We start from the raw sequence: 19,024 nt of genomic DNA, 5'->3' as shown, positions 1-19,024 counted from the left end.
GTTTTCGTTGGCACTGGCCCTCGGCGTCGGCCAAAGCCGCAGCATCTCCGTCCGGTTCCCGCCACTCGACCGGGTTCCAGAGCAAGCGCGCGGGGTCGGCCAGCTCGTCCCCCTCGCGAATGGCGAGGATGAACAGACGCTCGCGTTTGTGGGGAGCGCCGACTTCCGCCGCTGTGAAGAGGCCCGCCGCAAGGCGGTAGCCCATGCCGACCAGTCCTGCGGCGACTTCGGGGAAACCGAGGCGGAGATGATGGGCGACATTTTCGAGGAAGACGAAGGGCGGCTCGGCCTCGGCGATAATTCGGGCGACATGCGGCCAGAGATGGCGCGGATCGTCCGATCCCTTACGTTTGCCTGCAACGCTGAACGGCTGGCACGGGTAGCCCGCAGTGACGACGTCCACCGCGCCGCGCCACGGGCGGCCGTCAAAGGTGGCAAGGTCGTCCCAGACAGGCGCCGGATCCAGGGTCGCGTCTTCCATCCGCGCCACGAGGATGGCTGCGGCGTAGGTTTCCCGTTCGACATAGCCCACAGCACGATATCCGGGGCAGGCGATTGCGAGCCCGAGGTCAAGGCCGCCGGCGCCAGAACAGAGCGAGAGGCCGAACAGACAAGCGTCTCCGGCTCCGGAAGCGCGTCCGGAGGAAGGTAAAGCCAAGTCATGCATGTCACGCGGCGGTCTTGCGCTTTCGCGCGGGTACGGACACGGGTTCGCTGTCGGTCGTTTCCGTGGATGCGGTTTCGTCGCCGCCCAACCGTTCGGTCTTCACCTGCACGAAGGTCCGGCCGTCGCCGTCGAGGACCGCCTCGCGGCCCGTGTCCGCCTGCCAGCGCTCCACGGCGACATCGACATAGGCTGGGCTGATCTCCATCGCGAAGACGCGGCGCCCGTTGGCTTCGCCCGCCATGATCTGCGAGCCGGAACCGGAGAACGGCTCGTAGCAGAGCCCGCCGCGGGCGACGTGCTGGCGCATCGGGATCCCGAACGCGTCGAGCGGTTTCGGCGTCGGGTGGTCGGGGCGCTCATCCTTGGCGAAGGACGGCATCTCCCAGGTCGAGGGCAGCGTCTCCTCGGCGACCTTCGGCGGGCGGTTCGGGCGGCGCCAGCCCATGAAGCAGGGCTCGTGCTTCCAGAGGTAATGGGACCGGGTCAGGACGCCGCGGTCCTTCACCCAGATGATCTGCTGATGGACGAAGGCGCCGGCCTTCTCCCAGCACGCTTCCAGCATCGCCTGGCGGCGAGAGGCATGCCAGCAGTACCAGGCGGCGTCCTCGGTGATCGCTTCGGCCACGGCCGCGGCGATGAAGCCGTCGTAAAGCTCCGCGCCCTGCGAGCTGTCGTCCCAGGTGACGCCGTAGGACTGGCTCCAGTCCTTGTTCCGCGTCGGGTGGTTCGAGCCGTCGTAGTCCACGAGATACGGCGGGTCGGTGGCGAACAGGACCGCACGCTCGCCGTTCATCAGACGGCGTACATCCTGATGGTTCGTACTGTCGCCGCAGAGAAGCCGGTGATCGCCGAGGATCCATAGATCGCCCTTGCGGGAGGCCGGATTGCGCGGCGGCTCGGGTATGGTCACGGGCGGAACCGAGCCGCCAGCCCCGCTGTCTTCATCGTCTGCGTCCAGGTCGAGCGCGAGGAGCTTGTCGAGTTCGCCGTCGGAGAATCCGACCAGCGACAGATCGAAGTCCTCGGCCAGCAGTCCCTGCAGCTCGGCGGACAGCAACGCCTCGTCCCAGCTTCCGAGTTCTGTCAGCTTGTTGTCCGCGATGCGATAGGCCCGGCGCTGCGCCTCGGTCAGATGACCGAGCACGATCACCGGCGCCTCCGTCAGCCCGAGCTGCGTGGCAGCCAGAACGCGGCCGTGGCCCGCTATCAGCTCCCCGTCCTCGGCCACGAGGCAGGGCACGGTCCAGCCGAACTCGGCCATGCTGGCGGCAATCTTGGCGACCTGGTCCGCGCCGTGCACCTTCGCGTTCTTGGCGTAGGGCTGGAGGCGCGAAAGCGGCCAGGTCTCGATCCGCTCGGGGGCGAAGCTCAGTGTCATGGGTCGGATGGGTCCGTGGATCGAAGTGGACACCTGTGGTCCTGGACTCCGGAGGCCGCGCTGGACTCCGTGCGGGGTCCAGCGGGCGCGACGGGCGTCCGGCCATCAGGCGCGTGTTCGTTGGTGTTTTCTCGGGATCTGCGTGGATCCGGATTCCGGGTGGCTTCCCAAAAATCCGGCCCTGTCGCTGGCGATCCATCGCGCTTCGCCCGCCAGCATACGATTTCCGCCAGGAAGGACCCGTGAACTCGAATGCTCAGGCGATGTTGGCGTGAATGGGCACCGATCCGTTACGAAAGGATCAGTGCGGATCCTTTATTTGGATCGGTTCCAGCGAAAGGATCCGTGCGCTCGTGATCGCGACGCGCGCGCTTCTCCCGAGGATAGCCAGAATTTACCCAAGAACCGGGGTTTTCGTCTCTTCGAAAAGTGCCCGGCGGACACTTTCCGCTTCGCTTCGCGAGCTTGCGATCACTCGCCGAGAAGCGCCCGCAGATCTTTCATCAGCAGGAAGAGGTGATAGGGATCGGTCGGACTCGGTTCGAAGTCGAACTGCTCGTACCAGGCGCGCGCTTCATCGTCCTTGGCATGCACGAGCAGCGCTCGGATACCTGCAATGTCGGCAGCTTGAGCCGTGCGCAGCAGTGCATCCTTGAGCAACGCCTTGCCCAGCCCCTTTCCCTGCTCGGCCCGGTCGATGGCAAGACGAGCGAGGAGCATCACCGGGATCGGATGACGGGCAAGCCCCTTGCTGACTCGACCGGGTGCCTCGGCATGTTCGACAGCACCGACCGCGAGGCTGTAATAGCCCGCGACACGCTGTTCCCCGCGGCACACGACATAGGTCTGAGCGCTGCCCGCTTTCTGGTTGACCAGAGCGTGGCGTTGCAGGAATCGATCGAGAGGTTCCTTGCCGCAATCAAACCCGTCGACGTCGTGGGAGGCATCGAGCTTTTGGACGGCAGAGAACGATTGGTTCTCCGCCGTCACTCAAGCACGCTCTTCTCGGCGAGCAGTCTGGCGAGGCGCGGCTTGCTCTGGACGGGGCGGTCGAGAACATCCTGGAATGCTTGCCACTGGGCGTCATCCAGCCGGAACATGCGCCGATCGACGAGCGCTTCCTCGGCGGCATGAATGCCCGCCTCGAGCAGGAACTCCGTCACGTTCTTGTGCGAAAACGTGGCTGCACGCTGCAGCAGCGCCTTCATGGTCGGCGTGGTGCGCACCTCGATACGTTCGGACTTGGCTTCGGCTACGGGCATGGCTGATCTCCTGTCCCAATTTCTGTATCATACGGACAACGTACGGACAAGAAGTTAATTGGGGTGACTGGCCGGGTCCTCGCAAGCCCCTTTGACCATTTCAATCACGTAGCGGCGCGACCGGAGCCGGGGGACTTTACGTCGGTTTAGCCGCCACGCGATCACGCAGAGCGCATAGAGCCAGTGCTCGTGCGCCGCCGACCGCTGCAATCCGACGGTCCAGCAGATGGTTTTCCATCGCTCACCGTAGGCGCGCAGCCAGACGATCTTGCCGTCGATCGGATCAAGCCCCACCGTCCAGCTGAGCGTCTCCTCCATCCGGCTGATCGCGGCGGGTGATGGGATGACGCGCATCGGCTTTGGCTCCTGCCCGACCTTGTCGGCGAAGCTGTGAAGGATCTCCGGCCAGACGTTGAAGTAACCCTGCCGGCGGGGCTCCGGCAGTCGTTTCAAAACCGATGCGGCTTCCGCCAGCCGCTCCTCGACCAGGCTCGGCGTCCACTTCACAGCACGCCTCCCCGGGTCTCGATCGCCCAGAGCAGGATGGCGATGGCGTCGGCCTCATTGTCGTCGGCGGGGCTGAAGCCGCGGGCGCGAACGGCGGCGACGACTGCATCCTTGCCGGCATTGCCCTTGCCCGTGGCGAAGCGCTTGATCGTACCGACGGGCACGCCCTGATAGGCCACGCCCTCCCTCTCGCACCAAGCGGTCAACGTCGCCAGGAAACCGCCGTAGAGATGTGCGGCATCCGTGCCGACATGTCGCCGGACCTCCTCGAACCAGATCGCCGCGATGGGCCCGGACAGCCGATCGATCTCGGTCAGCCAGTTGGTGAAGCGCAGGTAGCGCATGCCGCCCCCGTCGTAGCGGCCCGGACGCAGCGAGATGGTGCCGCTGGTGATGAGACCGTCGGGGCCGCGGATCGCCCAACCTGTCGTGGTGCCGAGGTCGAGGGCGAGAATGGCGCCGCCCGCAGATGTGGCGATGACCGGGGCCGAAGGGCGCGCGCTCCTGGGGATGGGTGACGGGCACTGGCTCATGGTGGTGGGTCCTTCTCGTCTGATGTCGGTGAGGGGATGGACGGCACGGTGCCTGCGCGCGCGAAGCCCCTGGGGGTGGGAGTGGGAGAACCCGCTTGGCGCGGTTCTCCCCCACCCCCGAAGGGGGTGGCTTTCACCCCCACAACTTCGAGAGCGCATCAACACGTTGAATCTTTTGGAGAAATCGAATTTGGGACGGCCTATTGTGTGGGTCGCGTTCCCAACTTGAATCTGCGAAAGGCCGCGCAGCGGAGCGCGTTGGAGCCAAGGTAGTTGTGACGGGCTTTCCCAACTTGAATGTGCGCGAGACGTCGGGACGGTGCGCGGCTTTGCTAGGTGCAGCGAAAGTAGTTGGGGACCTGACTGCCAAACTTGTCCCAACTTGCCACAACTTGAATCTGCGTAAGTCCGCGTAGGCGACGTGAGCCGGTGCATCACGAGGTCTCCTGCGTCTGATAGACCCAGATGAGCGGGTTTTCGACCGGCAGCGCCGCGCCGCTCTGCGGGCATTTGTAGGTGCTGGGAAGGACCTGGACCCGGACGGGCATGACCTCGCCGGTGTCGGGGTCTGCCGTCTCTTCTCCGGTCGGGAACGTCATGCCCTCGACGCAGAGATAGCCGAACTTCGAGCGCGAGGTCGGCAGACCGAACGGCGCGCCATCGCGAACGAACTTGATGAAACCCTTCGTGGCCAGCACGCTGATCCGTTCGCGGATCGTGTCCTTGCCGCCGAGCCCGGCCTGGTTCTCGAAGCTCTCGGCGAACTGCAGCGCGGTATAGAGCCGGCCGGCCTCGGCCTCATCGAAGAGCAGTTGAAGGATCACGTCGTGTTTGCGCGCGCGCTCGGCGTCGAGCTTCTCGCCGAACTCGCGACGCACCAGCCTTGTCTCCGAGCGGTCGATCGCGATCCAGCGTCCGTCCGCCTTGTCGACGATCATCGGCTCGATGCCGGGGCCATTGCGCAGTTCGAAATGCAGCATCCGCTCCGGTCGGTCCTCGTCGGGCCGGTGCATGATCACGCCGGAGGTGTAGAAGCTGCGGAGGCTGCCCGCGCCCGAGAGCGCCATGAACGGGTCCTCGACGAGCTGCTTCTTGGTGATCTTGCGGGTGTGATGGCAGAGGATCAGGCCGGCATCCGGGGCTACGCCGTCCCGCAGCGCTTCGACCCGCTCCTGCAGGAAGAAGAGCATCGCGGTGTTGTCGTTCTCCCCACCGCCGTCCGGACCCCCATCGAAGAGATTGCGGATCGGGTCGATGCAGAGGATGTCGGGCGCGCCATGCCCGTAGTGGGCGCGAACCGCGGCGATGGTCAGGCCCACGCCGCCGGCGTCGAGCAGCATGCGGACCTTCGGCGTGACGACGAGATTATCGCGCGCCGCGGCCAGGAGCGTCGGCTCGATCCGGATGGCCTGGAGGCGCTCCCGGAGGTAATGGTACTGAATCTCCGCCTGCAGATAGAAGATCCGCAAGGGCCGGCTCGGCGCAAAGCCGAGGAAGGGCACGCCCGCCGCCATGTGGACCAGCAGACTGATCAGGAAGTCGCTCTTGCCGACCTTGGGGGCGCCGCCGAGCACCAGCATCCCGCCAGGCGTCAGCAAGCGCGGCGCGATGATGTCGTCGGGCATCGGGCTCACGTCGTCGAGCAGTGCGCCGAGCGTGAAAACCGGCAGCGCGGACATCGGCGGCACGGCGACCCTCGGCGGCCTGTCCCGCGAGACGCGGCGGACGCTGGACTTGCTGGCCGATGAAATCGCGGGCCGGGTCGGGAGCAAGACGATCATCGCGGATTCCCGCAACCCGGTGGTCGGCACCCGCCTCGTGCGTGAATGGGACGGGGTGGAGCACACCGTCACGGTGATAAACGACGGTTTTGACTGGCAGGGGCGCAAGTTCAAGTCGCTGTCGGCGGTGGCGCGGGCGATCACCGGCACGCAGTGGAACGGCTACCGCTTCTTCGGCCTACGTGAGGCCCGGAGGGACGACCGATGAATCGTCAGGAAGCCGTCGCCATCATACCGCGCCGCCAGCGCTGCGCCATCTATACCCGCAAGTCGAGCGAGGAAGGGCTCGACATGGAGTTCAACAGCCTCGACGCCCAGCGCGATGCTTGCGAGGCCTTCGTGACGAGCCAGAAAGCGGAAGGCTGGGCCACCATTCGCGAACGCTACGACGATGGCGGCTTCTCCGGTGGCACGCTTGAGCGCCCGGGCTTGAAGCGTCTCATTCAGGACGTCGAGGCCGGTCTGATCGATGTGATCGTGGTCTACAAGATCGACCGGCTGTCGCGCTCGCTGATGGATTTCGCCAAGCTGGTCGAGATCTTCGACCGCAATCAGGTGACCTTCGTTTCGGTCACGCAGTCGTTCAACACCACGACCTCGATGGGCCGCCTGACCCTGAACATCCTTCTCAGCTTCGCACAGTTCGAGCGGGAGGTGATCGGCGAGCGCATCCGGGACAAGGTCGCGGCATCCCGCAAGCGCGGCATGTGGATGGGCGGTCACGTCCCGCTGGGCTACGACGTGCGCGACCGCAAGCTGGTCGTCAACGAAGCGGAAGCCGCGACGGTCCGGATGATCTTCGAGCGCTTCGTCGCCATCGGCTCCGCCGCGACGCTGGCCAAAGCGCTCGCGGCCGAGGGCGTTCTGAACAAGCGCGGCAAGCCGATCGACAAGGGCTTCCTCTACAAACTGATCAACAACCGGGTCTACCTCGGGGAGGCCGTGCACAAGGGCACGGCCTATCCGGGCGAGCACGAGGCCATCATCGATCAGGATCTCTGGGACAAGGTGCACGGCATCCTGCAGGAGAGTCCGCGCCTGCGGGCGAAGAACACCCGCCGCCAGACGCCGGCCTTGCTGAAAGGGATCATCTTCACCGAGACCGGCACAGCGATGACGCCGACGGCGACGAAGAAGGGCACGCGCCTCTACCGCTACTACGCCTCGATGGACCTGATCCGAAACCGCCCGACCGGCGACGCCTCGGGCCCGCTGCGCTTGCCGGCAGGCATGGTCGAGGACGCCGTCGTCGGCGAAATCCGCCGCATGATCCGCGCGCCCGAGATCGCGGCCCGAACGATCAAGGCCCTTCGAGAGGAGAACCCGACCGTCGAAGAGAAGGCGGTCGTCACGGCGCTCGGCGAGTTCGATCAGCTCTGGGCGGCGCTCTATCCGGCGGAGCAAACCCGCATCGTCCAGCTTCTGGTCGAGCGGGTGACCGTCGGCGAAGACGGCATCGCCGTCGATTTGCGCCATGAGGGTCTGGGTTCGGTCCTGCGGGACATGATGGCCCCCCGCCAGACGGAGGCCCATGCATGACCGACTCGACGAACACCATCCGCGTCATCATTCCCCTGACGATCCGCAAACGCAATGGGCGGCCGAAGATCCTGCCGCCCGACGAGGTGATGGACCGGGACGGCCAGTCTCAAGACCCTCATGTGCTGCGTGCCATCGCCCGCGCCTGGAACTGGCGGCGGCAGCTGGAATCCGGTGCCGCTTCCACCATTCAGGATATCGCCGCAGCCGAGAAGGTCTCCGACCGGTTCGTCAGCCGAATGATGCGGCTCGCCTATCTGTCGCCGGAGGTGCTCGAACACCTCGTCATCAGGCGCGTGCCACCGGCGCTTTCGCTGAACGACCTCGTCACAGTTGCCGACCGGCCGTGGGCGGAGCAGATGGGGATAGTGTTTGAGGGAAACATACAAGCCCGCTGAATAGATGGCATCACATCTCGCCAGCTACGATGCGATGCGGGCTATTGCCCCCATACTCGCCATGGAACGCCTACCCCGCGTTCTCTGGGTGACGATGCCAGCCGGAAGAACGGCCGCAGAAGGTGAGCCGATGCGATGGACGGAACTGGCTGAAAACGTTGGCTTTAGCGAAGCCGAACCGGGTCGGACGAGGTTCGCTCGGTTAGAGACGAAAGCCGTTCAGAGACCGAAATTCGGCGCTGCGCCAGTCTCCGAGGTTCGGACGGCTCCAGCAAACCTCTTTGAAACTTGGTAGAAATCCGGCGCTCAAGACGCGTCGCTCAGAGTTCGCGACAGGATAATGGCGGAGAGGAGGGGATTCGAACCCCCGATACGGGTTTACCCCGTATACTCGCTTAGCAGGCGAGCGCCTTCGACCACTCGGCCACCTCTCCACCGGCGGGTTTAGCCGCCTTTCGCGAAGCCGATCAAGTACGCACTGCCGTTTTGTGTGAGATGGAGGCGCCGCGGGCGGGCGCAAGGCTTCTGTGCGCGGCGCGGACGCGCTAGACACGGGGGCATGAGCAGTGACCTGACACAAACCCTCGCCGCCGTCACCGATCCCCAGTCGGGCAAGCCGCTGCCCGAAAGCGGGCGTCTCATGGGCCTCGACGCGCGCGACGCGGTGGCCACCGTCATCCTCGCGCCCGGCGGGCCGCAGGACGATCCCGCCGCCCTGAAGCGCGATGTCGAGGCGGCGCTCAGCGCGCGCGCCGACATCGAGCGCGTGCGCGTGATCTTCGAGGCGCCGCGCGGCGGGCAGAAGCCGCGCCCCGACGCGCCAGGGCGTCAGCGCGCGGCCAAGGCGCCGCCGGCTAGGCTGATCATCGCGGTCGGCTCGGGCAAGGGCGGGGTCGGCAAGTCCACCGTGGCCGCCAATCTCGCCGCCGCGTGCGCCAAGGCGGGGCTGGCCACCGGGCTCATGGACGCAGACATCTACGGCCCCTCCGCGCCGCGCCTGTTCGGGCTGACCAAGGTGCCGGGGCTGAAGAAGTCCGATGCCGGGATCGAGCCGGTCGAAGCGCACGGGGTGAAGGTGGTCTCCATGGGCTTCCTGGTCGGCGAGCGCGATCCGGTCGTCTGGCGCGGGCCGATGGTCACCGGCGCGGTGCGCCAGTTCATGGACGACGTGAACTGGGGCGGGCTCGACGTGCTCATCGTCGACATGCCCCCGGGCACCGGCGACGTCCAGCTCGCCCTCGCCCAGGGCACGCCGATCACCGGCGCGGTCGTGGTCTCGACCCCGCAGAACCTCGCCCTGGACGACGCCAAGAAGGCCATGGCCCTGTTCGAGCGCACCCGCATTCCCGTGCTGGGGATGGTGGAGAACATGAGCTATTTCATCTGTCCCCATTGCGGGGAGGGCTCGGAGATCTTCGGGCGCGGCGGGGCGCGCGCCGAGGCCGAGCATCTGGGCATCCCCTTCCTCGGGGAGATCCCGCTGCATCCGGCGCTGCGCGAGGCGTCCGACCGGGGCGAGCTGATCGTGCTGAAGGGCGGGCCGGTCGCCCAGGCGTTCGAGCGCGCGGCCGACGCCATGCTGCACGCGGCGCAGGACGCGCAACGTCCGGCGCCGGAAATCGTTTTCGAAGACTAGCCGATCCTTGGAGAGACCCGATGAGCGACACCGAGCTGGAAGACCTGAGCGCTGAAGAAGTCGCCGAGGCGCTCGACGCCGGACGCATCGTCCTCATCGACGTGCGCGAGCCGCACGAGTATGCCGCCGAGCGGATCGCGGGCGCGCTGCTGATGCCGCTGTCCACCTTCGAGCCGGAGGCCCTGCCGACCGGCGGGGACAAGCGGATCGTGCTGCACTGCGCTGCCGGCAAGCGCTCGGAGCGGGCCGCCCAGCTGGCCGCGCAGGCGGGCGTGAGGGTCGATGCCCATCTCGCCGGCGGGCTGTCGGCCTGGAAGGATGCCGGCTTCGAGACGCTCGCCATCCAGCCCTCCACGGGCCAGATGGTGCGGGTCCGGAACTAGCGCCAGACCTCCTCCAGGAAGGCCTCCACCTCGGCGGCCGTCGCGTCGGGCAGTTCCTGCATCGCGACATGGCCGGCATCCTCGTAGGTGACGAGGCGGGCGTTCGCCATGACGGCCGCGAAGCGCGCGCCGTGTTCGGCCGGGATCATGGCGTCCTGCTCGCCCCACAGGATGAGCGTGGGCGTCTCGATGCCGGAGAGGACCGGTTCGGGATCGGGAAGCGTGAACTGCTCGAGCCGCGCGACCATGGCCTCGCCATTGCCCTCGCGCTGCATGTAGGCGGTCACCCGTTCGACCTCCTGCCCGGTGAGCTTGGAGGGGTCGGCGTAGAGCGCGGAGAGGGCGGCGCGTACCATCGGCTCGGCTGCGCTCCTGAGGTAGAAGGCGACGCCCGGCGGGACCTCCACCGGCTCCTCGGTCACGCCGTTGATCGAATAGCCGCCGGGGCTGACCAGGACGAGCGCGGCCACCCGGTCCGGATTCTGCGCCGCATAGCGCCAGGCAAGGAGGCCGCCCAGCGAATTGCCGCCCAGCGCGAAGCGCTCCGGCGCGATCTCGTCGAGGAGCGCGCCGACCTGTTCCACCGTCGCCGCATTGGAATAGTCCGCGTCCTGCGGCCGACCCGAGAGGCCATGGCCCGGCAGGTCGAAGCGGATCACCCGGTATGCTTCGTCGAGCCGCTCGGCCCAGGGATCGAAGGCCTCCAGGCTGTGGGAGAAGCCGTGGACGAGGACGAGGGCGGGACCGTCCTCAGGCCCCGTCTCGCGCACCCGCCAGGCGATGCCGGCCGCTTCGACATAGCGGTCGCTCCCCAGCAGGTATTCGTCGCGGATCTCGCCGGTGTCGACCGGACGGGAGAGGAAGGCGATCCACGCGATCGCGATGACCGCGAGCAGGATGACGACGCCGAGGACACGCAGCCACATCATTCGCACTCGTGCAGGAATTCGGTGATGGCGCGCTGGGCCTCGGCCTCGGTGAGCAGCGGCGCGTGGCCGACATCGGGCACATTGACCGTGCGCATGCCGGGATGGCGCTCCTCCATCTTCTTCACGGTCTCCTCGGAGAGAAGATCGGTGATCGCGCCGCGGATGAGCAGGAGGCGCGCCGGGGCGAGGGCATCGAAGAAGGGCCAGAGGTCGGGCGGGGCGGCATTGCCCTGCTTGACCGCCGTGGCGATCGCGGGATCGTAGTCGAGCACGATCCTTCCGTCCTCGCGCTGGCGGCAGACGCGGCGCGCGAAAGTGAGCCAGAAGGCGTCTCCGGTTTCCTTCGGGAAGGCGACCTGGTTGATCTCGCGGATCGCCTCGGCGGCCTCCTGCCAGCTGTCGAAGACGGCGGTCCCGCCGACATAGGTCTGGATGCGGCCGAACCCCTTCGGGTCGAGCTCGGGTCCGATATCGTTGAGCACCACGCCTTCCAGGAGATCCGGCTTCTGGGCCGCGAGGATCATGCTCATCAGCCCGCCCATCGAGGTGCCGACCGCGACGAGGCGCGTCCAGCCGAGTTGGCCGAGCAGGCCGATCACGTCCTCGACGTATTTGCCGGGATGATAGTTCTCCGGGTTCGGGTCGCGGTCCGAGCTGCCCCGCCCGCGCACGTCGATCGCGACGACGTCGCGCCCGAGGGCCGCGATCATCGGGGCGACCTCCTCGAAATCCTTCGAGTTTCGTGTCAGGCCGTGCATGCACAGCACGGGCAGCTTCGTGCCGGCCCCTTGCGCGCCATAGCGGCGATAATAGGTGCGCACCCCGTCGGGGGCGGTGAAATAGTGTTCGGAATATCCGGTCATGACGTCCCTTCGCTCAGTCGGCTCGCTGCAGGCGCTCGAAGCCGGCGGCGATGAATTTCGGCAGGCGCTCGTGCACGCTGGCGATGTCGCTCGACCGGCACAAGCCCCCGGACAGATTGTCGATGCGCCCGGTCTCCGCGAAGGTCAGCACCAGCGCACCAGACAGGAAATGATAGCTCCAGTAGATGTCCTCGTCCCTCCAGTCCGGCTTCGTCTTCTTGATCGCGTTGAGGAAGCGCGTCGCGATCGGGTCGAAATACTTCGTCATCACCGCGCCGCCCCATTCGGGCGAGTTGGTGATCTGGGCCACCAGCGCGAAATAGTTCTTCCAGCCCGGCCCGCCGTTCGCCGAACGCTCCAGCATGGGATGGGTGAAGGCCTTGATGATCTTTTCCACGCTCGGTCCGCCCGGCCCGGCATCGGCCTCGCAGGCATCGAGCTCGGCGACGCGAATCTGGTTGAGGATGTCGGCGCGGCGCATCAGCACCGCGTCGAACAGCTCGCGCTTGCCTCCGAAATAATAGGCCACGAGGGCCGGATCGGCGTCCGCATCCTTGGCGATGGCGCGTACCGTGACGCCATGGAAGCCCTTGGCCGCGAACAGCTTCTCTGCCGCGTCGAGCAGTCTCTGGCGGGTCGCCTCGCCGCGCCGATTCATGCGTCCGTCCGGCATCTGTCCGTGTCCTCGATTGGCAGCCCGGCCGCCTGCGGGGCCGGCATCGGTGTGTCCGATCTGCTGCACTCCTTTCCGATCCGTGAAGCGAAGTCTAATTTTTCTTGACAATTCATTCAACGTTGAAAGTATCGCGGCGAACGCCCCCGAGCCGGGGCGAGGAACGATTCCACGGGAGGGACCTACCATGTCGTTCAAGTCCACGATACTCGGCGCGAGCGCGCTCGCCACGAGCCTGTCGCTCTTCGCGGTCGGCGCGCCGGCCGCCTTCGCCCAGGATGCCGAGCCCGAAGCGGTCGAGGAAAGCCGCGGCGACGTCATCACCGTGACGGCCCGGCGCCGTGAGGAGCGTCTGGTCGACGTTCCGGTCTCGGTGACGGCCTTCTCCGGCGAGCAGCTGCTCGATCTCGGCGCCCAGGACATCACCTTCCTCGGCAACGTTACCCCGAACACCACGCTGGAAGTGTCGCGCGGCACGAACTCCACGCTGACCGCCTTCATCCGCGGCGTCGGCCAGCAGGACCCGGTCGCCGGCTTCGAGGGCGGCGTGGGCGTCTATATCGACGATGTCTACATGAACCGTCCCCAGGCGGCGGTGCTCGAGGTCTATGACGTCGAGCGCGTCGAAGTGCTGCGCGGTCCGCAGGGCACGCTCTACGGCCGCAACACGATCGGCGGCGCGGTCAAGTACGTGACCCGCTCCCTGTCGGACGAGCCGGAGTTCACGGCTCGCGTCAATGTCGGCTCGTACAACCAGTTCGACACGATCGTGCACGGCTCGGCGCCGCTTGCCGACACCGTGCGCGTCGGCGGCGCGGTGGCGCGCTTCTCCCGCGAGGGTTTCGGTACGAACCTCTATCAGGGCATCGAGAACTACAACAAGGACATCTGGGCGGCGCGCGCCTCGGCCGAGTTCGACCTCACACCGGACTTCCAGGTCCGCATCTCGGGCGACTACACGCTCGACAACTCCAACCCGCGCCAGGGCCATCGCCTGATCGCGGACCGGTTCCCGCCCTTCACCTATCCGGTGCTCGACGACGAGTACGACACCCGCGCCGGACTGGATTTCCCCGAGCAGCAGGTGGAGGCCTATGGCGGCCAGATCACCGCGGAGTGGAATTTCAGCGACCGCGTCACCTTCAAGAGCGTGACCGGCTACCGCGAAGACGAGAGCACGACGCCGATCGACTTCGACAGCCTTCCCGAGGCCGATCTCGACGTGCCGGCGATCTACGAGAACGACCAGTTCTCGCAGGAATTGCAGATGCTCTATGAGGGCGACCGGCTGTCCGGCGTGATGGGCTTCTACTATCTCGACGCCAATTCCTCGACCATCTTCGACGTGATCCTCGGCACCACCGGCGCGCTGATCGGCCTGCCCGGCCTCAACGCCCAGACCTTCGGCGATGTCAGCACCGAGACCTGGTCGGTGTTCGGCGACTTCACCTACGAGGTGACGGACCGGCTGAACGTCTCGCTCGGCGGGCGCTTCACCAGCGACGAGCGCAGCTCGATCGTGCGCCGCCAGCTCCTGCTCGGCGGGGCCTCGGACTTCTTCGGCGGCCCGGGTTTCCCGATCGCGGTGACCTCGAACTTCCAGGGCAGCGAGGAATGGGACGACTTCTCCCCGCGCTTCTCGCTCGCCTATGACGTAACCGACAGCTCGAACGTCTATTTCACCTACTCGCAGGGCTTCAAGGGCGGCAGCTTCGACCCGCGCGGCCAGACCAGCGCCGCGCCGGACTTCGACGGTGACGGCACGGTCAGTGCGGATGAAGTCTTCGAGTTCATGAAGTTCGAACCCGAGGAAGTGAACAGCTACGAGGCGGGCTGGAAGGCCGACTGGGGCAACTGGCGCCACTCGCTTGCCGCCTTCTACACCGACTATACCGACGTCCAGATCCCGGGCTCGGTCGGCGTGGACACCGACGGCGACGGCGTGAGCGACACCTTTACCGGTGTCACCACCAACGCCGGTGAGGTCGAGATCATGGGTCTGGAATGGGAAGGCTTCGGCGTTCTCGGTTCGGACGCCTTCGTGGCCGGCGACGAGTTCACGCTCTCCTGGTCGCTCGGCCTGCTCGATGGCGAGTACAAGCAGTTCATCAACGCCTTCGGCGTCGATGTCTCCGACCAGGCCTCGCTGCAGAACACGCCGGACACCACCGGCAGCCTGCAGCTCGCCTATTCCGCCCCGCTCCACGGCGGCGAGCTGTCCGTCGTCAACTCGCTCTTCTACAAGGGCGACGTGCAGCAGTTCGAGTTCGCGAGCCCGATCGACCAGGAAGCCTACACGCTCTGGAATCTCAGCGCGGTGTGGGAGTCGGGCTCCGGACAGTGGCAGCTCGGCGTGCATGGGCGCAACCTGACCGACGAGCGCTACAAGGTGGCGGGCTACGACTTCGTGACGAGCTCCACGCTCGGCCTCGAAGGCACGCTGACCGCCTTCTACGGTGACCCGCGCACCGTGACGGCGACCGTCACCTACCGCTACTAGGCGCCATGACCTGAACGACGCCGCCCATCGTCTCCGGTGGGCGGCGTTTTTCTTTTGCGGCAAGGGCCCGGCGCGGTCCATGCTCGTACCGGCGAAGCGCAACGGCGCCGCCTGACGACAGAAATTTCCGGGGAGGAACCATGACCGATCATACCGCACCGAGCGCGGTCAAACCGCCGAGCACAGGCTATCGGGCCTGGGTGCTGCTCATGCTGTTCGTCGTTTACGCGTTCAACTTCCTGGACCGTCAGATCATTTCCATCCTCGCCGAGCCCATCAAGCTGGAGCTCGGCCTGACCGACCGCCAGCTCGGCCTGCTCGGCGGCATCGCGTTCGCCGCGCTCTACTCAACGCTCGGCGTGCCGATCGCCTGGCTCGCCGACCGCACCAACCGGACCTGGATCATCACCGTGTCGCTGACCGTCTGGTCGGGCTTCACGGCCGTGTGCGGCTTCGCGCAGAATTTCTGGCAGCTCTTCCTGGCGCGCGTCGGTGTCGGGGTCGGCGAAGCGGGCGGTGTCGCGCCCTCCTACTCGCTGATCGCGGACTATTTCCCGCCCCAGAGCCGGGCGAGGGCGCTCGCCCTCTACTCGCTCGGCATCCCCATCGGCTCGGCCTTCGGCGTGATCGCCGGGGCGCAGATCGCCGGCGGTGCGCTCGGCGAGAATCTCGACTGGCGCGCGGCCTTCATCATCGTGGGGCTCGCCGGCCTCGTCGTCGCGCCGATCTTCAAGCTGACCCTGCGCGAGCCCAAGCGCGGCGGGCTGGACGTCAAGGCGAAGACCGCCGAGGCCAAGATCCTGCCCGAACCCGGCGAGGGCCCGAGCGCCGCGGCTCCGGCCGAGGCCGCCGACGAGGCCAAGCCCGGCTTCCTCGACGTGCTTAAGGTGCTCGCCAAGAAGCCGAGCTTCTGGTTCCTCACCTTCGGCGCCTCGTGCTCCTCGATGATGGGCTATGGCGTGTTCTTCTGGATCCCGAGCTTCTTCGCGCGCAGCTTCGATCTCGGCATCATCGACCGCGGCTGGCTGTTCGGCGGCGTGCTCTTCGTCGGCGGCAGCCTGGGCATCATCTTCGGCGGGATTCTCGGCGACCTGATGGGCAAGGGCTCCAAGAAGATGTACGCGCTCGTGCCCGCGATCGCCTTCTTCCTGACCTTCCCCTTCTACATCGCCGGCACGCTGTCGCCGAACGCGGCGGTCGCCACGGCGCTGTTCATCATCCCGACCGGCCTGGGGCTCGCCTGGCTCGGCCCGACCCTGTCGGCCTTCCAGCATCTCGCCCCGGCGAACATGCGCTCCATGGCCTCGGCGACCTTCCTGCTGATCAACAACCTGCTCGGCATCGGGGTCGGGATCTACGTGCTGGGCGAATTGTCGACGCTCATGAACCCGATATTCGGCGAGGAGTCCCTGCGCTACTCGATCATGATCGGCGCCTCGCTCTACCTCGTGGCGGGGCTGCTCTTCCTCATCGCGTCGCGCACCATCGCGGACGACTGGGAGAAGTAGAGGTGAGCGGGTTTCCTGCGATCCGGTCCCTCCAGGACATCGAGCGGATCGAGGAGACCCCGCTCGGCGCGCGCCTGTCGACGCGCGATGTCTACCGCACGCTGACCGAGACGGCGGGCCGGTTCGGAAAGCGCACCGCGATCCTCGACCTGCCCGAGGGCGGGCAGGGCAAGCCGCGCCGCTGGAACTACAACCAGGCCCTCGCGGCGATCACGCGCACCGCGAACCTCCTGCACGAGGCCGGGCAGGGCGCGCCGGTCGGCTATCTCCTGCCCAATCTCGCCGAAACCCATTTCGTGCTGTGGGGCGCGGCGGCCGGGGCGGGGGCCGCGCCGGTCAATCCCCTGCTCAACGCCCACGCCATCGCCGACATCCTCGACGCGGTCGGGGCGAGGGCCGTCGTGGTGGACGGGGCCGATCCCGCGCTCGCGGAGAAGATCCGCGAGGTGCGCGCCCGCCTTGGGCGGCCCCTCACGGTGATCGCCGTACGCGGCGTGCCGCAGGGCGAGGACTGGATCGACTACGCCGCCGACATGCAGACCCGCCCCGGCGACCGGCTCGCCTTCGAACTGGCGCGCGATACCGGCCGCATCGCGGCGTATTTCCATACCGGCGGCACGACCGGCTCGCCCAAGGTCGCCCAGCAGACGCATGCCAACCAGACCGCCATGGCGTGGATGCTGCGCTGCGCGCTCGACCTGTCGGAGAAGGACGTCGTCTTCACAGGCCTGCCGCTGTTCCACGCCAATGCCGCGATCCTCACCGGCCTCGCCCCGCTCGCGGCCGGGGCCACGCTCGTGCTCGGCGGCCCGTCGGGCTTTCGCAACAAGGCTTTGCTCGACCGCTTCTGGAGCCTCGTTCAGACCCATGGCGTGACGGTGTTTTCCGGCGTGCCGACCATCTATGCGAGCCTGCTCGACCGCCCGGTCGGCGAGGCGGACGTCTCCTCGCTGCGCTACGGGGTCGTCGGGGCCGCGCCGATGCCGGTCAGCGTCTTCACCCGCTTCGAGGCAGCCACCGGCATCAAGATCCTCGAACTCTACGGCATGACCGAATCGACCTGCGTGTCGACCTGCAATCCGCGCGACGGGGAACGGCGCGTCGGCTCGATCGGCCTGCGCATGCCCTATCACCAGGTCAAGGTTGCGATCCTCGACGAGACCGGCGCCTACGAGCGCGACGCCAGGCCCGGCGAGGTCGGCGTGCTCGCGCTGAAGGGCGAGACGGTCATCCCCGGCTATCGCCAGGCGGACAAGAACAGGGACCTCTTCCTGCCCGGCGGCTGGCTCAATTCCGGCGATCTCGCCCGCTTCGACGCCGACGGCTATGTCTGGCTGACCGGCCGGGCGAAGGACCTCATCATCCGCGGCGGGCACAATATCGATCCGGGCATGATCGAGAACGCGCTCAGCCGCCACGAGGCGGTCGAGCTCGCCGCCGCGGTGGGCCAGCCGGACGCCTATGCCGGCGAGGTTCCCGTCGCCTATGTCGTGCTGCGCGAGGGGGCCGAGGTGAGCGAGGCCGATCTCATGGCCTTCGCGAAGACCGAGGTCGACGAACGCCCCGCCGTGCCGAAGGCGATCCGGATCATCGCCGAGATGCCGGTGACGGCCGTCGGCAAGATCTTCAAGCCCGCCCTGCGCGAGGACGCCGCCGTCCACGCCGCGCGCGAGGCGCTCGAAGGCGCCGGCCTGACGGGGCTCGACGTCACCGCCCGCACCGAGAAGCAGCGCGGGCTGGTGGTGAGGGTGAGCGGGCTCACCGACGAAAACGAGCGCGCCGTTGCCGGCGCGCTCGCGGATTTCGCATTCGCCTGGGAAAGGGCCTAGGCCGCGTTCGCGGTGACTTCCAGGGCATCGACGAAGGCCTTGGAGGCGTCTTCCGCCGCGTCCTCGCCGGAGCCGGCGAAGACCTCGCCCTTCAGTGCCAGCGCCGCATCGCCCTCCACGCCCTGCTTCTCGGACACCTCCGCCAGCAGCGCGACCGCCTCGCCGAGGGCGAGGACCGGCTTGCCGGCCTTGACGAAGTCGTGGACCAGCAGGCGCATGTCCTGGCTTTCCATCAGAAGCTTGGTCGACCGCTCGCCGCCGGGGATGACGAGGCCTTCGAACTTGTCCACGCCGGCGTCCGCGGGCGCCATGTCGACCACGAAGTTCATCTCCTCGCGTGTGTCCGAACGGCCCGAAACGAGCGACTTGTTGGGGCTCGCGATCAGGGTCTTGAAGCCGCCGCGCTCGGCCTGGTAGGCGGCGCGGTTGAAATCGGGCACATCGAACCCGTCAGCGAGCAGGGCGAGCACGCGGCCCGCCTCACCGACCTGGTTGAGGTCGATGCGTCTTTGTCGTGCGTTTCGGTGCGGTGCGGCCATAAATCCTCCAGTGCGCCGGGGTCAGCGCGTCATAAACAAAAACTGTTCGCGATGGTCTGGAACGTAAGTAACCGGGACGCGCGGTCAACCGTTCCACCG

Annotated in this window: 18 protein-coding genes, 1 tRNA gene and 1 pseudogene; 8 read left to right on the top strand and 12 right to left on the bottom strand. The window is 67.0% G+C overall.

Annotated features, from left to right (window positions below; translation table 11 throughout):
* Positions 1-160 precede the first annotated feature (160 nt).
* From JW792_RS17195 to JW792_RS05430, 7 genes and pseudogenes are all read right to left on the bottom strand, one after another.
* Positions 161-667 (bottom strand): annotated as a pseudogene (locus JW792_RS17195) (DNA cytosine methyltransferase); the annotation flags it as partial.
* Between the two features lies 1 nt (position 668).
* On the bottom strand, positions 669-2,045 hold the full coding sequence (locus tag JW792_RS05455) for a site-specific DNA-methyltransferase (protein WP_135996648.1): 1,377 nt from the start codon (positions 2,043-2,045) through the stop codon (positions 669-671).
* A gap of 471 nt (positions 2,046-2,516) precedes the next feature.
* The gene (locus tag JW792_RS05450) at positions 2,517-3,035 is read right to left on the bottom strand and encodes a GNAT family N-acetyltransferase (protein ID WP_135996650.1); all 519 of its coding nucleotides are present in this window, start codon (positions 3,033-3,035) and stop codon (positions 2,517-2,519) included.
* The gene (locus JW792_RS05445) at positions 3,032-3,307 is read right to left on the bottom strand and encodes a type II toxin-antitoxin system TacA family antitoxin (protein WP_135996652.1); all 276 of its coding nucleotides are present in this window, start codon (positions 3,305-3,307) and stop codon (positions 3,032-3,034) included. Before JW792_RS05445 ends, JW792_RS05450 begins: the two co-directional genes overlap by 4 nt.
* Positions 3,308-3,361: 54 nt before the next feature.
* The gene (locus JW792_RS05440) at positions 3,362-3,814 is read right to left on the bottom strand and encodes a DUF6362 family protein (RefSeq protein WP_135996654.1); all 453 of its coding nucleotides are present in this window, start codon (positions 3,812-3,814) and stop codon (positions 3,362-3,364) included.
* Complete coding sequence (locus JW792_RS05435) at positions 3,811-4,347, bottom strand: crossover junction endodeoxyribonuclease RuvC (RefSeq protein WP_135996656.1); 537 nt, start codon at positions 4,345-4,347, stop codon at positions 3,811-3,813. Before JW792_RS05435 ends, JW792_RS05440 begins: the two co-directional genes overlap by 4 nt.
* A 434-nt stretch (positions 4,348-4,781) precedes the next feature.
* The gene (locus tag JW792_RS05430) at positions 4,782-5,972 is read right to left on the bottom strand and encodes an AAA family ATPase (protein WP_206340906.1); all 1,191 of its coding nucleotides are present in this window, start codon (positions 5,970-5,972) and stop codon (positions 4,782-4,784) included.
* On the opposite strand from JW792_RS05430, the gene JW792_RS05425 reads away from it, so the two are divergent.
* From JW792_RS05425 to JW792_RS05415, 3 genes are read left to right on the top strand one after another with little or no spacing between them, the layout of a single operon-like run.
* Positions 5,956-6,336 carry a DUF2924 domain-containing protein gene (locus JW792_RS05425; RefSeq protein WP_206340905.1) on the top strand — a complete coding sequence of 127 codons (381 nt, stop codon included), beginning with the start codon at positions 5,956-5,958 and terminating at the stop codon, positions 6,334-6,336. The two genes, JW792_RS05430 and JW792_RS05425, sit on opposite strands and share 17 nt — an antisense overlap.
* Entirely contained in the window at positions 6,333-7,667 is a 1,335-nt protein-coding gene (locus tag JW792_RS05420) for a recombinase family protein (RefSeq protein WP_135996658.1), read from the top strand. The genes JW792_RS05425 and JW792_RS05420 overlap by 4 nt, the downstream gene beginning before the upstream one ends.
* Positions 7,664-8,065, top strand: coding sequence for a hypothetical protein (locus tag JW792_RS05415; protein ID WP_135996659.1), 402 nt, complete (start codon positions 7,664-7,666; stop codon positions 8,063-8,065). The genes JW792_RS05420 and JW792_RS05415 overlap by 4 nt, the downstream gene beginning before the upstream one ends.
* Before the next feature lie 341 nt (positions 8,066-8,406).
* Here JW792_RS05415 and JW792_RS05410 read toward each other — a convergent pair.
* Positions 8,407-8,499 (bottom strand) — tRNA-Ser (locus tag JW792_RS05410).
* A 125-nt stretch (positions 8,500-8,624) separates the two neighbouring features.
* Here JW792_RS05410 and JW792_RS05405 point away from each other — a divergent pair.
* Together JW792_RS05405 and JW792_RS05400 are read left to right on the top strand one after the other, a co-directional pair.
* On the top strand, positions 8,625-9,701 hold the full coding sequence (locus tag JW792_RS05405) for an Mrp/NBP35 family ATP-binding protein (RefSeq protein WP_135996661.1): 1,077 nt from the start codon (positions 8,625-8,627) through the stop codon (positions 9,699-9,701).
* Between the two features lie 20 nt (positions 9,702-9,721).
* Positions 9,722-10,084 (top strand): rhodanese-like domain-containing protein, encoded by a 363-nt coding sequence (locus JW792_RS05400; RefSeq protein ID WP_135996663.1) that lies wholly within the window; start codon positions 9,722-9,724, stop codon positions 10,082-10,084.
* On the opposite strand, the gene JW792_RS05395 is transcribed toward JW792_RS05400, so the two are convergent.
* The 3 genes from JW792_RS05395 to JW792_RS05385 are packed head-to-tail and all read right to left on the bottom strand — an operon-like array spanning position 10,081 to position 12,549.
* A complete protein-coding gene (locus JW792_RS05395; RefSeq protein ID WP_241095068.1) occupies positions 10,081-11,013 on the bottom strand; it encodes an alpha/beta fold hydrolase in 933 nt (310 codons plus the stop codon). The two genes, JW792_RS05400 and JW792_RS05395, sit on opposite strands and share 4 nt — an antisense overlap.
* Positions 11,010-11,876, bottom strand: a complete 867-nt coding sequence (locus JW792_RS05390) for an alpha/beta fold hydrolase (RefSeq protein WP_135996665.1) — start codon at positions 11,874-11,876, stop codon at positions 11,010-11,012. Before JW792_RS05390 ends, JW792_RS05395 begins: the two co-directional genes overlap by 4 nt.
* 13 nt (positions 11,877-11,889) lie before the next feature.
* Positions 11,890-12,549, bottom strand: coding sequence for a TetR/AcrR family transcriptional regulator (locus tag JW792_RS05385; RefSeq protein ID WP_135996667.1), 660 nt, complete (start codon positions 12,547-12,549; stop codon positions 11,890-11,892).
* A 187-nt stretch (positions 12,550-12,736) separates the two neighbouring features.
* On the opposite strand from JW792_RS05385, the gene JW792_RS05380 reads away from it, so the two are divergent.
* The 3 genes from JW792_RS05380 to JW792_RS05370 all read left to right on the top strand — a co-directional run bounded on the left by JW792_RS05380 (position 12,737) and on the right by JW792_RS05370 (position 18,386).
* Positions 12,737-15,049 (top strand): TonB-dependent receptor, encoded by a 2,313-nt coding sequence (locus tag JW792_RS05380; protein WP_135996669.1) that lies wholly within the window; start codon positions 12,737-12,739, stop codon positions 15,047-15,049.
* A 140-nt stretch (positions 15,050-15,189) separates the two neighbouring features.
* On the top strand, positions 15,190-16,557 hold the full coding sequence (locus JW792_RS05375; protein ID WP_135996671.1) for a spinster family MFS transporter: 1,368 nt from the start codon (positions 15,190-15,192) through the stop codon (positions 16,555-16,557).
* A gap of 2 nt (positions 16,558-16,559) precedes the next feature.
* On the top strand, positions 16,560-18,386 hold the full coding sequence (locus JW792_RS05370; protein WP_158291633.1) for an acyl-CoA synthetase: 1,827 nt from the start codon (positions 16,560-16,562) through the stop codon (positions 18,384-18,386).
* Here JW792_RS05370 and JW792_RS05365 read toward each other — a convergent pair.
* Positions 18,383-18,925, bottom strand: a complete 543-nt coding sequence (locus JW792_RS05365) for a DJ-1/PfpI family protein (RefSeq protein WP_135996675.1) — start codon at positions 18,923-18,925, stop codon at positions 18,383-18,385. The genes JW792_RS05370 and JW792_RS05365 overlap by 4 nt on opposite strands.
* Positions 18,926-19,024 lie beyond the last annotated feature (99 nt).

Origin of the sequence: Marinicauda algicola (genome assembly GCF_017161425.1) — a bacterium.
GTDB lineage: Bacteria > Pseudomonadota > Alphaproteobacteria > Caulobacterales > Maricaulaceae > Marinicauda > Marinicauda algicola.
This window is presented reverse-complemented; position numbering and strand designations above follow the sequence as displayed.